This window comes from Rhizobium sp. ARZ01, from assembly GCF_014851675.1.
Lineage (GTDB): Bacteria > Pseudomonadota > Alphaproteobacteria > Rhizobiales > Rhizobiaceae > Mycoplana.
The window spans coordinates 1-14,731 of record NZ_JACVAE010000002.1; the positions used below are offsets into that span (position 1 = coordinate 1).

The following is a 14,731-nucleotide window of genomic DNA, read 5'->3' on the forward strand; positions in this document are numbered from 1 at the left end:
GTCAAAACCAGCTTCACTCAATCCGCATCCATTCGGAAACTTCAGAGCGAGTTCGTCAGTCGCTAGCAGCGCCGCCGCCCTCGTTGGTGAGGCGGTTTCTAGGCCCAACACCAAACCAAGTCAACAGACATTTTTCGGAAAAATGATCTTTCTTGTAAGTGATTGAAATAGCAGCGATAAATGTCTTGTTGAGCGTTGGCTGGCGCTGCCTCACAAGCCAGGCGGGAATTACATCGCCAATTCCGGCATTTTCTCATCTTCGACGTGTACGAATGCGAGTTCCCCGTCTCCCCGGGGCATGGCGAACGCATGAAAAAGGCGCCGTCGGAGATCCGCGGCGCCTTGATGGGGTCAGGCATTGAATGGGTTTGCGGCCCTTACGCCTTGATCTTGAGCTGCGCCATGATCTTTTCGAGGTAGCCGAGCAGGAGCGCCGAAATAACGAAGGCGAGGTGCATGAAGGTCAGCCACATCAACTGGGTATTGGTGTATTGCTGCGCATTCAGGAAGACCTGCAGCAGATGGATCGACGAGATCGCCACGATCGAGGAGGCGACCTTGATCTTCAGGCTGCCGGAATCGAGCTTGCCGAGGAATGAGACGTCGGCTTCGGCCACATCGAAACGGCTGACGAAATTCTCGTAGCCTGAGATCATCACCATCAGGATCAGGCTCGCCACAAGAGCTGCGTCGATCAGACCGAGCATCGCAAGGATCATTTCGGCATCGTCGAAAACGAAGACGTTCTTTGCGACTTTGAGGAACTTGTAGGCGAACGACACCGCGTAGACCGCAAGGGCTGCGACCAGGCCTAGATAGAAGGCGACAAGGATCCAGCGGGAAGAAAGGATGATCCGTTCGACCAGGATTTCGAGGGACTTCATGGGGCTGCGCTCCATCAGAATCTGCGGTTTGGTGCGCATTGCTTAATTAACGGCTCTCTCTGGAGCAAGTGTACTCCAAAGAATTCAATCAAGGGCTGCATTCAGCAGGTGGACAAAAGCGTTGCCGGCAATCTCGAGAGTGCCGCTGTTGTCAATGGTGACGGTGTCGAGTGCGACATCCGCGCTGCGGGCCTGGCGTTCGAGGCGCGCGGTGATTGCGGCACCGCTTTCTCGGCCGCGCTTTGCCAGACGCTCGGCCCTCACCTCGGCGTGCGCGGTTATCGTGACGATCTTCACGCGCGGGAACGTCGCCGCAAAGGCGGGCAACGCCTGGCGGCTGCCGTTGATGATCACGATGCTCCCCTGCCCGACAGCGTCACACGCTTCCCGGGGAACGCCGTACGACAGCCCGTGCGCCTCCCAGCAGACGCAGAAGGCTTCTTCGTGCTTCATGCGTGAAAACGTGTTCTCGTCGACACCGATATGCGCTTCGCTGCCGGCATCCGCCGGTCGGGTAATGACACGGCGCGCGAAGACAATCCTGTCCTTTCCGGCAAAATGCCGCGCGGCAAAGGTCATCACACTGTCCTTGCCTGCTCCACTTGGACCTACGACGATGACTGCCGTTCCGATTTCGGCGACAACGGCGGCTGGCTTGGCTGCCTCCGTCATGCAACCCGCCTGCCCTGGCGCCAGACGGAACGGACGATCGGCACGCCTTCCGGACGGCACACGCGGACGAGGTCGGCGCGAAGACCCTTTGCGATACGGCCACGATCATCGAGGCCGACAGTCTTTGCCGGCGTCGCGGAAACCATGGCGATCGCCTGCGGCAGGCTGATCTCCTCGATCTCGTCAGCAAGAATGAAGGGCGCATGCATGAGGCTGAGCGGCACGTAGTCAGAGGAAAGCACGTCGAGAACGCCCATCGCCGCAAGGTCGCGCGCAGCGATGTTGCCGGAGTGGGACATGCCCCTGACGATGTTCGGGGCGCCCATCAGTACGCTCATGCCCGCACCGTGCGAGGCCCTAGCTGCATCGAAGCTCGTGGGGAACTCCGCGAGCTTGGTGCCGTGGCCGATCGCCTCCTCGACATGCGCCAGCGTCGCGTCATCATGACTTGCGACGGTGATGCCACGAGCCGCGCAATGGGCAGCAAGCGCATCGCGATGCGGCCTGGCATAGCGGGCGGACTGGTCCTGCCGGCGCTTGCAGAACGCGTCGAAAGCCTCGTCGCTCAGGCCGCGCTTCGTCTTGTAGTAGAGCGTGTACTGCTCCATGGTCTGGAACTGCCGCTGGCCCGGGGCATGGTCCATCAGCGAAACGAGGCGAACCTGGGGATCGTTCTCGAACTCCTCGAAATGCTCCAGCACGTTGTCCGACGATACCTCGCAGCGCAGATGGAGGAGATGCTCGGCGCGCAGACGGTCCTCCCGGCCTGCGTCGGCGAGCGCATCGGCCATCGCCCGCATTTCGCCTTTCTCGAAGCCGCCGTCTTCATCGGAGCCCATGCGCAGGCAGTCGAAGACGGTGGTAATGCCTGACGTGACGACCTGCGCGTCATGCGCCTGGATCGCCGCCGTCTTGCCCCAACGCACGCCGGGGCGCGGCGAGTAGTGCGCCTCCAGATGGTCAGTATGCAGCTCGACGAGACCGGGCAGCAGATAGTCCCCACCCATGTCTTCTCCCGCCACTGTCGGCGCGCCGGATACGTCGGCGATGAGGCCGTCGCGGATCAGCACCGCACCGTGGACGACCTCGTCCTCCAGCACGATCTTGGCATTGGTGAGCGTCAGTTCGGTCGACATGTCAAGCGATCTTTCTGTTGGCCGTTCCGCCAAGCGGGAACAGCGAGTGTACGGTGAAGGCGGCGCCGCGGGAAGGTTCACGGAAAAGGGCAAGACCGTTGATGGAGAGGGGGCGGCCATGGAAATCGGCAAAATGCCGGATCAGCGCCTGCTCCATGGTGGACACGTGCTCCGCCGGAACACGGCCCGTCAGAGTCATGTGGAAGCGGAATGTGTCGAAGACGTAAGGGTAACCCCATTGAACTAGGTTCTGGCGCTCTTCGCTCGAAAGCTCGTCCCGCTTGCGCCTTGCGATATCGGCGGACGACAGGGGTGCACGGAAGCGATCGAAACGGCGCACCACCTCGCCGGCAAAGGTCTGCAAAGGCTCGCAATCGCTGCCAGGAACCAGGGCGAAGAAGGAGCCTAGCCGTCCAACGACCACCTCGGGAATGTCGAAGGCATCCATCTCACCCGCAAAACGGGCGAGCTCCGCCACAAATTCTGCCTCCGTGCATCCCTCCGCCAGTGCGAACGGTGCCTTCAAGGTCGCATGGAAACCGTAGCGGCGCGGATCGGCCGTCAGGGTAGCCAGAACATCCTCAGGAAACTCGGTGATGCCCGGCTGTTCGAGGGCTGCACCATTGAATGCGTTTCGACCCAGCCAGCGCGCAGCGGCGAGCGCAAGGCTATCGCTGGCGGCAGGTGTGAAATAGAGGGCGTAGCGCAAGTTCGTTGTTCCTATTCAATTCGGGGTGGCCGGGTCACAGTGGCGCAAGCATAAGGGGATTCGTGGCAGTATCATGCCAGCACATTCGACGATTTCCATTCCTCTCAATGGTGGCTTCGCCCGATCAGTCGTGAACGCAGTGCGTTCGAGATGCCGTCGAAGACAAAGACGACGATCAGGATAAGCAGAACCATGTAGGCAACGTTTTCCCAGTCCGAATTGGTGCGCATCGCCTCCCACAGCTTCAGGCCGATGCCGCCGGCGCCGACGGCACCGATAATCGTGGCCGAACGGGTATTGGACTCCCAGAAGTAGAGGGCCTGGGAGGCAAAGACAGGCAAGACCTGCGGCAACACGCCAAACCGCTGGACCGCAACGTTGGGCGCACCGACCGACTTGACCCCTTCACGCTGCTTGTCGTCAATGTTCTCGAGCGCTTCGGAGTAGAGTTTTCCGAGTGTGCCGGTGTCAGTGAAGAAGATCGCCGACATGCCGGCAAGCGGCCCGGGGCCAAAGGCGCGGGTGAAGAACAGCGCCCAGATCAGCATGTCGACGGAGCGCAGGAAATCGAAGAAGCGCTTCGTCAGCTGGTTCGAAAGCCAGTTGCGGGTGATGTTTCGCGCCGCCACGAAGGCGAGCGGAAAGGCGACGAGGGTCGCGAAGACAGTGCCGACGAAGGCCATGACGATCGTCTGCAACAGCTTGGTCCAGACATCGAGATGCTGCCACTCGCTGTTGTAGAGGATGTTGTTCCAGGCAAGCGAAAGGTTGGAGCGCGTGGGATCGATCCGCTCGCCCCCGGCTATCAGCGAGAGCACCTCCGCAGCCGACTTGCCGAAGAAGGGCGACTGGGTGTCGAAGATGAAGTTGGCCCAGCCGAGGAACCGCTTGCGGATGTTTACTTCGTCCGCCTCGATCTCGGCCCAGCCGGAGAGACCGAACGTCAGCATGATCTTCTCGCCCGGGTGCTTCTGAATGGCCCATTGCGGCAGTGTATCGCTGTCGGCTTCAACGGTTTTGCCACCCATGGTCACGCGCAGGCTTTCGCCGCCATGCTGCACGAGCACTTCACCTGGCAATACCTCGATCCGGCTTGAACGGCCCATCAGGATCTCGGCACGAGTGACCACCTCCTCGGTGCGGGTTTCGGTCTTCGTCGCGTTTACCGCTGCGACCGCTCCGGACGAATTGCCGACTGCTGCCCCTGGCGCCAGGAAACTGGTCGCGGACTTCTTTGCGACGGGCTGTGCACCAGTCGACGCCGGAATTTCGATGGTACGCGTGACCGTCTCGCGCGTTGCAATCAGCCAATCGGGATTGGGGTTGTCGCCCAGCGGTGAAAAGCGGGGGTACCGGATCTGCATCGTGCCGTCGGATGCCATGTGGATTTCGGGGCGGACTTCATAGGATACCCAGTCGGCAAGATAGGTGCCGGCAAGCGACCAATTGGCGTTCTGCAGAACCGTGCCGATGGCGAAGAACCACCAGCAGTAAAGCCCGTACAGGAGAGCACCGAAAACGATGATCGGCATGCGGAACCGGGACCAGACGGAGCGCTGGAAAATCTCCGGGTGCCGCGCTGCGATCTGTTCCATCTCGGACATGTGAAGCATGGTCATTTTATTGTTCCTCACTGTGCGAGCCGGAAGGCCTGATCACCGACGAGACGGCGCCGCGCCCAGGCGGACAACTGATCAACGGCGACGATCGTGCCGAAGAGCAGAAGAATGATCGCAAGCGTCTTGGCCTGATGGTTCTGGCCGATCGACAGGCGCAGCAGCTCACCGATGCCGCCGCCGCCGACCGCACCGATGATGGTGGAGGCGCGCACGTTGATTTCGAGGCGCAGCAGGAAGTAGCTGATGAAATTCGGCATGACCTGCGGGACGATGCCGAACCAGACGCGCTCGATCCAGTTGCCGCCGGCAGCGCGTAAGCCCTCTTCCGCCTTCATGTCGGCATTCTCGACCACTTCGAAGAAGAGCTTGCCCAGCGCGCCGACCGTGTGGATCGACACCGCGATCACCGCCGGCAGCGGCCCGACCGACAGAATGGCAAGAAAGAAACCAGCCAGCACGACCTCCGGAAAGGCGCGCAGGACCTCCATCATGCGCCGCACGAAACCGCGCACGAACCGGTTCGGCATCAGGTTGCGCGTTGCAAGGAAGCAAAGGATGAAACCGAAGACGGCGCCGAGGATGGTGGAGAAGATCGCGATGTTGAGCGTCTCCAGCATCTTGTAGAAGTACTCGGGGATGTAGAGGCTCTCAGTGAGATAGAGGCGGCCTTCTGGATAGTTGTACTTGAAGCTGCCGTCGTCATAGGGCGATGGGCGATCAAACAGGGCGCGGAACACCTCGAAACCGTCGCGCGGCACCATGTCGCCGACGAAATCGAAAAGGTGCGGGAGACGATCGAAGAACTTGCCCGCATTGGTGGCATTGGCGAACCACAGCGAGCCGGCGAGCCCAAGGAAGAGTATTCCGAGCCCGAGCCATGTGTAGAGGCGGCGCTTGGCGGAGAGTTCCTGCCAATGGCGCTCGATCAGCGTGCCGCTCTCGCTGAACTCTTTCGGAACGGTACCAATGGCCATCGCGCTGCCTCGCTTCGTGGGGCCGCCGCACCGAAATGCGAGGCATCATTCAAGAATGGCGCCGGCCAACACAGCGGCCGGCACCAAGGTTTGTCCGAGCCGGATCAGCCGCCGATCGTCGCCTTGCGGGCTTCGATGATCGGCTTGTAGAAGTCGGCGTTGACCTCGGTGAAATTGGTGAAATCGCCGCCCATGACGGCGGTGAAGCAGGCAGCGTCGGCCTTCGGCAGATCGAGCATGAACTGCTTGAACTTCGCCTTCATCTCGTCATCCATCGAGGAACGCACGACGATTGGACCGTTCGGGATCAGTGGCGAGCGCCACAGTTCCACGAGATCGTTCATGTCGAGAATACCCTTCTCTACCATCTTGTGCAGGTTGCCCGAGGTATAGCCGTCCTTGAACTCGCCGACACCCGACCCCCACGTCGTGCCAGCGTCGAACGTGCCCTTGACGACTTCGAGAACTAGGTTTTCATGGCCGCCGCCGAAGCCTGTCTCGCCGAAGAATTCCTTGACCGGTCCGCCAATGGACTCCGGCAGGGTGACGAGCGGAACGAGGTAGCCGGAGGTGGAGTCCGGATCGGCGAAGCCGAGCTTCTTGCCCTTCAGGTCTTCCAGCTTGGTGATGCCGCTATCCTTGCGGGCCACCATGATCGAGTAGTAGCCGGTGGATCCATCGGTCTGGACGGTCGTCAGGATCGGCTCGACCGCCTTGGGATCGGCGAGATAGATCTTGGCAAAGCCGGAAGCGCCGAGTTCGGCGTAGTCGAGCGTGCCGCCGAGCAGACCCTGGATGACGCCGTCATAGTCGGCAGCGGGGAAGAAGGAGACCTTCTCAAAGCCGAGGTCAGCCTTCAGCTTGTCGCCGAGGCACTGGAAGTTGCGCAGGCGGTCGGCTTCATTTTCGCCGCCGATGATGCCGACGCGGAATTCCTTCAGGTCTTCCGCCTGCACGTGGCCGACGAGCGCCAAGAGGGCGACGGCGCCGAAAAGAGCTTTCTTCAGCATGGACTTCTCTCCTGTTTGACCGGCCTCGCCGGCTTTGAGAATGGCTATGACCCTTGACGCGGGCCATTCGATCCCGGCAGGCTTCAGATGCCGGCCAGTGCCAGCGGTTGCACGCCAGCGGATTCCTTGATGTTGTCCTGCACGAGCGGCGCACGAACGCCGCTGATGCTCGTCGAGGTCATGGTCTCGTCGATCTCCGCACCGTCAGCGCCCGCGCCGTAGATCGCGCGCACCGCCGCGGCATCCAGTTCGCGCGCAGGGCCGTCGAAGACGATTCGGCCGGCCGACATGCCGATGATGCGTTCGCAGTAGTTCCGGGCCGTATCGAGCGTGTGAAGGTTGGTGATGACGGTGATGCCCTCGCGCTCGTTGATGTCGCGCAGCGCATCCATGACCACCTTTGCGTTGAGCGGGTCGAGTGAGGCGATCGGCTCGTCGGCGAGGATCATCTTCGGCTGCTGCATCAGGGCACGGGCGATCGCCACGCGCTGCTGCTGCCCACCCGATAGCGTGCCCGCCATCTGCAACGCCGTCTGCTCGATGCCGAGGCGCTCGAGCGCCGCAATCGCCATGATGCGCTCCTCGCGGGTGAACATATTGAGGATGCTGAGCGCCGTGGACCGATGGTTCAGGCGACCGAGCAGCACATTGGTCAGAACGTCGAGGCGCGGCACAAGGTTGAACTGCTGGAAGATCATCGCGCAGTCGCGCTGCCAGTTGCGCAAGGCCGCACCGCGCAGAGAGGATACTTCCACGTCGCCGAAGTGGATCGAGCCTTCGCTCGGATCGACCAGCCGGTTGATCATGCGCAGCAGCGTCGACTTGCCCGCCCCCGATCGGCCGATGACGCCGACCATCTGGCCCTGCGGGATGTCGATGTTGACGGCGTTGACCGCGGCATGTCCGCCGAACCGGCGCGTGACGTTCATCAGGCGAAACATGGCATCCCCTTTCGAGGGCTCGTCATTGATCTTGTTGGGGGCTTTACCGACGCCAGATGAAAGCCGAATGTCAGTTTCATGTCGGTTTGGTAACAATCCACAAAGCCCAGATTTCCAGGGCTTTGCGAGATCACGCGCCATAGCGGGCGAGGAAGTTCTCAGCGTCGAGCGCGCGGAAATCGTCGAGTGCAGAACGCAGCCTGGCATGATCCCAGTCCCACCAGGCGAGCTTCTCGAAGCGTTCGGCAACGTGCTTGCCGAAGCGGTCGCGGATCAGTTTCGCCGGCACGCCGCCGACGATGGTGTAGGGGGCGACGTCTTTCGTGACGACGGCGCCAGAGCCGATGACGGCACCGTTGCCGACCGTGACACCGGGAAGGATCGTCGCGCCATGGCCGATCCAGACGTCGTGCCCGATTGACACGCGGTGCGCCCGCCGCCAGGCGAAGAAGCCCTCCTCCTTGTCGGCATCCGGCCAGTAGTCGGCGGCGCGGTAGGTGAAATGGTGCAGCGTCGCCCGCCACATCGGGTGGTTCGTCGCGTTGATCCGCACCGACGAGGCGATATTTGCAAACTTGCCGATCGTGGCGCACCAGACGGAGCCGTCTTCCATGATGTAGGAGTAGTCCCCGAGCTCGGTCTCGCTGATGCGGCAGCGCTCGGCGACTTCAGTGTAGCGGCCAAGCGTGCAGTCGCTCACCCGCGCCGTCGGATCGACCAACGGCGTCTCTGACAGCTTCGTCATGCCGCTGCCCTCCTGGGCGAGAAGGCGGAAACGTCGACGACCCGGTCGGCCACCTTCGTGCGAACATCGTCGTCGTGGAAGATGCCGAGCAGAGCCACCCCTGCCCGCTGCTTCTCCTCGATCATACCGACGACGATCTCTCGGTTCTTCGCGTCGAGAGAGGCGGTCGGTTCGTCGAGCAACAGGATGCGGTGCTCGGTGATGAAGCCGCGCGCGATGTTGACGCGCTGCTGCTCGCCGCCGGAGAAGGTGGCCGGCGGCAGTTGCCAGAGCTCGCACGGCAGGTTGAGACGCGCCAGCATCTCCGCCGCCTTGTCACGGGCTACAGCCGGAAGCTCGCCATCTGCAACGAGAGGATCGGCAACGACATCGATCGCTGCGACGCGCGGCACGACGCGCAGGAACTGGCTGACATAGCCGAGCGTGACGCGGCGAACGGCGAGCACGGTGCGCGGATCGGCGCTGGCGAGGTCGATCACCTTGCCTTCGTGTTCGACGAGGATCTGGCCGCAGTCGACGCCGTAATTGCCGTAGACCATCTTCAACAGCGAGCTCTTGCCGATGCCGGACGGGCCGCCGAGGACGACGCACTCACCGGCCTTGACGGAAAAGTTGACGTCGGAGACGACCGGCAGGCGGATGCCGTCCCTCAGGTGCATGGTGAAGCTTTTTTCGACTTCGGAAACGACGAGTGGGGTCGCCATGTTGTAGTGTCCTTGTTCTGGGTGGGCGCAAGCGCGGCCCACCGGTCAAACCTGCAGGATGGAAGAGACGAGGAGCTGGGTGTAAGCCTCGCGCGGATCGTCGAGGACGCGGTCCGTCAGCCCCTGCTCGATCACATGGCCATCCTTCATCACCATCATCCGGTGCGACAGGAGGCGGGCGACGGCGAGGTCGTGGGTGACGATGATTGCCGAAAGCCCGAGGTCGTGAACGAGATTGCGGACGAGATCGAGCAGCCGCGCCTGCACCGACACGTCGAGGCCGCCGGTCGGCTCGTCCATGAAGACGAGGCGCGGGGACGTGACGAGGTTGCGGGCGATCTGCAGGCGCTGGCGCATGCCACCGGAAAAGGCGCGTGGCTGGTCGTCGATGCGGTCGACGCCGATCTCGACGCGCCGCAGCCAGTCACCGGCTGTGTCGCGGATGTTGCCGTAGTGGCGCTCGCCGACCGCCATCAGCCGCTCGCCGACATTGGCGCCGGCGGAGACCGTCATTCGCAGCCCGTCGGCCGGGTTCTGGTGGACGAAACCCCAGTCGGTGCGCATCAGGAAGCGCCGTTCGGCCTCGCCCATGCGGGCGAGATCCCGCATCTGCCCGTCGCGCATGCGGTATTCGATGGTCCCGGACGTGGCCATCAGCCGGGTGGCAAGGCAGTTGAGCAACGTCGTCTTGCCGGAGCCGGATTCGCCGACGATCGCCAGGACCTCGCCCGGCCAGAGCTCGAAGGAGACATTGCGGCAGCCGATGCGTGCGCCGTAGAACTTCGAGACGTCGCGGACTTTGAGAAGGGGGGCGTCGGTCATCCTGCAGCTTCCTTGTTGTAGGCGAGCATGGTGCCGCAATGGCCATGTTCGCGGCGGTCTTCGCAATGGTCGGTGTCGGAGCAGACGAACATCCGCCCTCCCCTGTCATCGAGCACGACCTCGTCGAGATAGACGTTTTCCGCACCGCAGAGCGCGCAGGGCTTGTCGAAAGCCTGGATCTCGAAGGGATGGTCTTCGAAATCGAGGCTGACCACCTCGGTATAGGGCGGCACCGCATAGATGCGCTTCTCGCGGCCAGCGCCAAACAGCTGGAGTGCTTCCGACATGTGCATCTTCGGATTGTCGAACTTCGGCGTCGGGGACGGGTCCATGACGTAGCGCCCCTCCACCTTCACCGGATAGGCATAGGTCGTGGCGATGTGGCCGTTCTTGGCGATGTCCTCGTAGAGCTTGACGTGCATCAGCCCGTATTCCTCGAGCGCGTGCATCTTGCGGGTCTCCGTCTCGCGCGGCTCCAGGAAGCGAAGCGGTTCTGGGATCGGTACCTGATAGACGAGCGTCTGACCGGCGGTCAGCTTCTCCTCCGGGATGCGGTGGCGCGTCTGGATGATCGTCGCCTCGCGCGTCTTCGTCGTCACCGCCACATTGGCGACCTTCTGGAAGAAGGCGCGGATGGAGACGGCGTTGGTGGTGTCGTCGGCGCCTTGGTCGATGACCTTCAGAACATCCTGCGGCCCGAGGATCGCCGCCGTCACCTGCACGCCGCCGGTACCCCAACCGTAGGGCATCGGCATTTCACGCGAGGCGAAGGGCACCTGGTAGCCGGGAATGGCGATCGCCTTCAGGATCGCCCGGCGGATCATCCGCTTCGTCTGTTCGTCGAGATAGGCGAAGTTGTAGGTCGCCAGTTCGGTCGATACGGCGTTCATTGTGCTGCCTCCAGCGTGTCTTCGCCCGGTTCTTCGCGATTGCGCTCGTCGTATTCGCGCCGCATGCGGCGGACGAGGTCGAGCTCGGCCTGGAAGTCGACGTAGTGCGGCAGCTTCAGGTGCTCGACGAAACCGGTCGCCTGCACGTTGTCCGAATGGGAGATGACGAATTCCTCGTCCTGCGCCGGCGCGACGATGTCCTCGCCGAATTCCTCCGCGCGCAGCGCCCGGTCGACGAGCGACATCGCCATCGCCTTGCGCTCGCTCTGGCCGAAGACCAGGCCATAGCCGCGGGTGAATTGCGGCGGGTTCTTTGCCGATCCCTGGAACTGGGCGATCATTTGGCACTCGGTGATCTGGATGCGGCCGAGCGAAACGGCAAAGCCGAGTTCCGGCAAGTCCAGCTCCACCTCGACCTCGCCGATGCGCACCTCGCCGACGAAGGGATGGGTGCGGGCATAGCCGCGCTGGGTGGAGTAGCCGAGCGAGAGCAGAAAACCCTCGTCGCCACGGGCGAGTGCCTGCAGGCGCAGGTCGCGCGCCATCGGAAACTCCAACGGCTCGCGCGTCAGGTCGCCGGGGACGTGGCCGTCCGGCAGGTCGCCGTCGTCCTCGACCAGCCCCTCGCCCGAAAGAATGTCGGCGACACGCATGACGGGCTCGGCCTCGCCCTCGCGCTGCAGCGCCTCGTCGACCGGTTCGTCGCGTAGCAGCGACGGGTCGAGCAGGCGATGCGTGTAGTCGAAGGTGGGACCGAGCAGTTGTCCGCCCGGCAGGTCCTTGTAGGTCGCCGAGACGCGGCGCTCGACCTGCATCTGCGCCGTCTCGATCGGCACTGAGTAGCCGAAGCGCGGCAGCGTGGTGCGATAGGCGCGCAGGATGAAGATCGCCTCGATCATGTCGCCGCGCGCCTGGCGGATGGCGAGCGCCGCAAGCGCGCGATCGTAGAGCGAGGCTTCCGCCATCACCCGGTCGACCGCGAGCCCGAGTTGGGCGACGATCTGTTCGATGGTGATGGACGGCAGGTTGCGATCGCCGCGTCGGCGGTCGGCAAGCAGGCGATGGGCGTTGGCAATGGCGGCCTCGCCACCCTTGACGGCAACATACATTGGCTCAAGCCTCTCCGTTTCGAATAATTGTGGTGCGCGGCAGGCAGACGACCGCGTCGCCCGCGACAAGGATCAGGTCGACGCCGCGGGGAAAGAGCGCCCGATTTGCCTGCGCCAGCGACAGGAAGGTTTCCGGCAGACCCTGCGGCGCAATCCGCACCTCGTCCCGAATACCTGGACCGGTCAGGACCAGCGGTCTGCCTCCCTCAAAACTCTCGATCTCGGTCACAAGTGTCGTCGAGCGATCCGGATACTCCTGCGTTCCTTGGCAGAACACACCAAAGCCCGGCACGATGGCGCCTTTTTCGATGAAGGCGAAGCGGGCATCTTGCTTCTCCGTCGTGACGGTCGCACCGGTGTGGAACGACAGCCAGCCGGGCAGCTTCGACTTGCCAAGCTGCGGCGTCAGCCAGACCGGCGTATCGTGGTCGCAGAGTGTCAACGCGACGGCACCGGCGGCACCCGACAGTGGTTGCGGCGGCTTTGCGGCGGCTGAAATCCTGCCGATCGTGCCCGGACGCGCCATGCAGTCCATCACCGTGCGGAACACCGCCTGGGCAGCGAACACCGGGGCAGCGAAACTGCCTGAAAAGATCTGCGTATCGGCCATCAGTCGTCTCCGCGAACCAAGGTGAAGAAATCGACGCGGGTGGCGGCCGTCTCGCGCGCCTTCCTTGCGTCATCGACCTCGATGCGGGCGGAAACCGCGCTCAGCAGGCGCTCGACAACGGGGGCATACTCGGGCACCTGCAGCAGCGCGTCGAATACGGCGGCCAGCCGCGCCTTTTCGCCGTCGGTCCCAAGCGTCTGGCCATGCCCGACAACGCCACCGTCGAGGCGCACACTCGCGCGCGTTGCCGTAACCTCCCCCAGGTTGAACGGCGCACCGCCGCCGCCAATGCGGCCGCGCACCATGACGAGCCCGGTCTCGGGGCCGCGCACCGGCGTTGCCACAGGCTTGGTCGCCAGTGCAGCCCAGGCACTCTCAAGTTCGACCCGCGTCGCCTTGGCGAGGATGTCCATCGCCCGCTTGCGCGCAACCGGCTCCGGGCCGGGCGCTGGCTGTTTTCGCAGTGGTGCCATTGCTTCGTCTCCATTCCATTGTTGTCTATTGATCTAGACAACTATACATCTTATGCTTCCCTCATAGTGAAGCAAGGTGACAGGGCTGTGACGGGATGGGTAAAACGATCGACCGCCGATCGGGCGTGGCGCTTTGGCGGCAGATCGCCGACCGGATGCGGCTTGCGATCAACAATGGTGATTTTGACGACAGCGGCATGATGCCATCGGAGACAACGCTCGCCAAGAAGTTCGGGGTCAACCGCCACACGGTACGAAGCGCGCTTGCCTCACTTTCAGATGAAGGAATGGTCCGAGCCGTGCAAGGCGTTGGCACATTGATCGAACGGCGCGACCGGCTCACATTTCCCATCTCCAGGCGAACCCGCTTTTCACAAGGACTCGGCGGCCAGGCGAAAGAGCTCGAGGGGCGGCTGGTGGAGCAGTCGATCGAGGCAGCCGCGCCGGTTGTTGCAAAGGCGTTGGGGCTTGCTGTCGGGGCCGAATGCGTGCGGCTGGAGACTGTGGGAATGGCCGACCGAAAGCCGATCTCGACCGCCACCAGCTTCTTTCCGGCCAATCGCTTCGCCGGGATCGGCGATATCTACGCGCGGACCGGATCCATCACAAAGGCCCTCGCTGAACTGGGTGTGCACGACTATGTGCGCCAATCGACCGAGATATCAGCCCTCCATGCGGAAGGCATCGATCTCAGGCTGCTAAAGCTTTCACCGGGGGCAATCCTGCTCGTCACGACGGCGATTAATGCCGATACTGACAGCCGGCCAATCCAGTATTCGCGGTCACGATTCGCCGCGGACCGAGTGAAGTTCTTTGTCGAAACTTGAAGGGGCGGCACCTCTGGCCGCCCCGATGGTCCGCCATCCTGCTCAAACCCGTCTCGACCATCCAAAGAGCAGTGAAAGAACAAGCAGCACCAGGAACACGAAGAACAGGATCTGGGCGATGCCTGCCGATGCACCGGCAATTCCGCCAAAGCCAAGCACGCCGGCAATGAGCGCAATGACGAGAAATACAAGCGCGTAGTAAAGCATTGTCAAACTCCTCTTTTGCCATCGTGACAAAAAACGGCGAGCTTCCTCGAAAGTTCCCGGAGAAGTTCTCGATCGAAGCTACCGCACAATACAAAACGCCGCCGCGTGCATGCGGCGGCGCTTGGCTGGTTGGCGAATCTGTTAGTGGCGGCGCTGCCATTCATCGATCTGCCGCTCGGCTTCGTCCTTGGCGACACCGTAGCGCTGCTGGATCTTTCCAGCGAGTTCGACCCGACGACCGTTGATCACATCGAGGTCGTCATCCGTCAGCTTGCCCCATTGTGCCTGGGCCTTGCCCTTGTACTCCGTCCATTTGCCTTCGATAATATCCCAGTTCATGGCGTATCCTTTCCTTTGGATTGCGAAGGCGGAACGCTTGCGATGCGAGATCGTTCCGAC

Annotated in this window: 18 protein-coding genes; 1 reads left to right on the plus strand and 17 read right to left on the minus strand. The window is 62.7% G+C overall.

The features are described 5' to 3' along the window. Positions 1-377: 377 nt before the first annotated feature. The 15 genes from IB238_RS14120 to phnG all read right to left on the minus strand — a co-directional run bounded on the left by IB238_RS14120 (position 378) and on the right by phnG (position 13,298). Positions 378-884 (minus strand): TIGR00645 family protein, encoded by a 507-nt coding sequence (locus IB238_RS14120; protein WP_192247870.1) that lies wholly within the window; start codon positions 882-884, stop codon positions 378-380. A gap of 84 nt (positions 885-968) precedes the next feature. Continuing rightward, positions 969-1,556: a phosphonate metabolism protein/1,5-bisphosphokinase (PRPP-forming) PhnN gene (gene phnN, locus IB238_RS14125; protein WP_192247873.1), complete on the minus strand. Its 588-nt coding sequence runs from the start codon at positions 1,554-1,556 to the stop codon at positions 969-971. Further along, a complete protein-coding gene (locus IB238_RS14130) occupies positions 1,553-2,692 on the minus strand; it encodes an alpha-D-ribose 1-methylphosphonate 5-triphosphate diphosphatase (protein WP_192247876.1) in 1,140 nt (379 codons plus the stop codon). The genes phnN and IB238_RS14130 overlap by 4 nt, the downstream gene beginning before the upstream one ends. A 1-nt stretch (position 2,693) precedes the next feature. Beyond that, entirely contained in the window at positions 2,694-3,401 is a 708-nt protein-coding gene (locus tag IB238_RS14135) for a DUF1045 domain-containing protein (RefSeq protein ID WP_192247879.1), read from the minus strand. Positions 3,402-3,505: 104 nt separating this feature from the next. Then, a complete protein-coding gene (phnE, locus tag IB238_RS14140; RefSeq protein ID WP_192247882.1) occupies positions 3,506-5,020 on the minus strand; it encodes a phosphonate ABC transporter, permease protein PhnE in 1,515 nt (504 codons plus the stop codon). A gap of 11 nt (positions 5,021-5,031) precedes the next feature. Continuing rightward, a complete protein-coding gene (gene phnE, locus IB238_RS14145; RefSeq protein WP_192247885.1) occupies positions 5,032-5,994 on the minus strand; it encodes a phosphonate ABC transporter, permease protein PhnE in 963 nt (320 codons plus the stop codon). Between the two features lie 104 nt (positions 5,995-6,098). Further along, positions 6,099-7,004, minus strand: a complete 906-nt coding sequence (phnD, locus tag IB238_RS14150; RefSeq protein WP_192247888.1) for a phosphonate ABC transporter substrate-binding protein — start codon at positions 7,002-7,004, stop codon at positions 6,099-6,101. An 83-nt stretch (positions 7,005-7,087) separates the two neighbouring features. Then, positions 7,088-7,945: a phosphonate ABC transporter ATP-binding protein gene (gene phnC / locus IB238_RS14155; RefSeq protein WP_192247891.1), complete on the minus strand. Its 858-nt coding sequence runs from the start codon at positions 7,943-7,945 to the stop codon at positions 7,088-7,090. A 130-nt stretch (positions 7,946-8,075) separates the two neighbouring features. Further along, positions 8,076-8,690 (minus strand): DapH/DapD/GlmU-related protein, encoded by a 615-nt coding sequence (locus tag IB238_RS14160; RefSeq protein WP_192247894.1) that lies wholly within the window; start codon positions 8,688-8,690, stop codon positions 8,076-8,078. Then, positions 8,687-9,394, minus strand: coding sequence for a phosphonate C-P lyase system protein PhnL (gene phnL / locus IB238_RS14165; RefSeq protein ID WP_192247897.1), 708 nt, complete (start codon positions 9,392-9,394; stop codon positions 8,687-8,689). Before phnL ends, IB238_RS14160 begins: the two co-directional genes overlap by 4 nt. 45 nt (positions 9,395-9,439) lie before the next feature. Further along, positions 9,440-10,216: a phosphonate C-P lyase system protein PhnK gene (phnK, locus tag IB238_RS14170; RefSeq protein WP_192247900.1), complete on the minus strand. Its 777-nt coding sequence runs from the start codon at positions 10,214-10,216 to the stop codon at positions 9,440-9,442. Then, complete coding sequence (locus IB238_RS14175) at positions 10,213-11,106, minus strand: alpha-D-ribose 1-methylphosphonate 5-phosphate C-P-lyase PhnJ (protein ID WP_192247903.1); 894 nt, start codon at positions 11,104-11,106, stop codon at positions 10,213-10,215. The genes phnK and IB238_RS14175 overlap by 4 nt, the downstream gene beginning before the upstream one ends. After that, entirely contained in the window at positions 11,103-12,215 is a 1,113-nt protein-coding gene (locus IB238_RS14180; RefSeq protein WP_192247906.1) for a carbon-phosphorus lyase complex subunit PhnI, read from the minus strand. Before IB238_RS14180 ends, IB238_RS14175 begins: the two co-directional genes overlap by 4 nt. Before the next feature lie 4 nt (positions 12,216-12,219). Further along, positions 12,220-12,828 carry a phosphonate C-P lyase system protein PhnH gene (phnH, locus tag IB238_RS14185; RefSeq protein WP_192249629.1) on the minus strand — a complete coding sequence of 203 codons (609 nt, stop codon included), beginning with the start codon at positions 12,826-12,828 and terminating at the stop codon, positions 12,220-12,222. Continuing rightward, positions 12,825-13,298 carry a phosphonate C-P lyase system protein PhnG gene (gene phnG, locus IB238_RS14190; RefSeq protein ID WP_192247910.1) on the minus strand — a complete coding sequence of 158 codons (474 nt, stop codon included), beginning with the start codon at positions 13,296-13,298 and terminating at the stop codon, positions 12,825-12,827. Before phnG ends, phnH begins: the two co-directional genes overlap by 4 nt. Before the next feature lie 95 nt (positions 13,299-13,393). Between phnG and phnF the strand changes: the two genes are divergently transcribed. Beyond that, positions 13,394-14,125, plus strand: coding sequence for a phosphonate metabolism transcriptional regulator PhnF (gene phnF / locus IB238_RS14195; protein ID WP_192247913.1), 732 nt, complete (start codon positions 13,394-13,396; stop codon positions 14,123-14,125). A gap of 42 nt (positions 14,126-14,167) precedes the next feature. On the opposite strand, the gene IB238_RS14200 is transcribed toward phnF, so the two are convergent. Continuing rightward, positions 14,168-14,332, minus strand: coding sequence for a DUF1328 domain-containing protein (locus tag IB238_RS14200; RefSeq protein ID WP_192247916.1), 165 nt, complete (start codon positions 14,330-14,332; stop codon positions 14,168-14,170). Positions 14,333-14,473: 141 nt separating this feature from the next. Then, complete coding sequence (locus IB238_RS14205; RefSeq protein ID WP_192247918.1) at positions 14,474-14,671, minus strand: CsbD family protein; 198 nt, start codon at positions 14,669-14,671, stop codon at positions 14,474-14,476. Between the last annotated feature and the right edge of the window lie 60 nt (positions 14,672-14,731).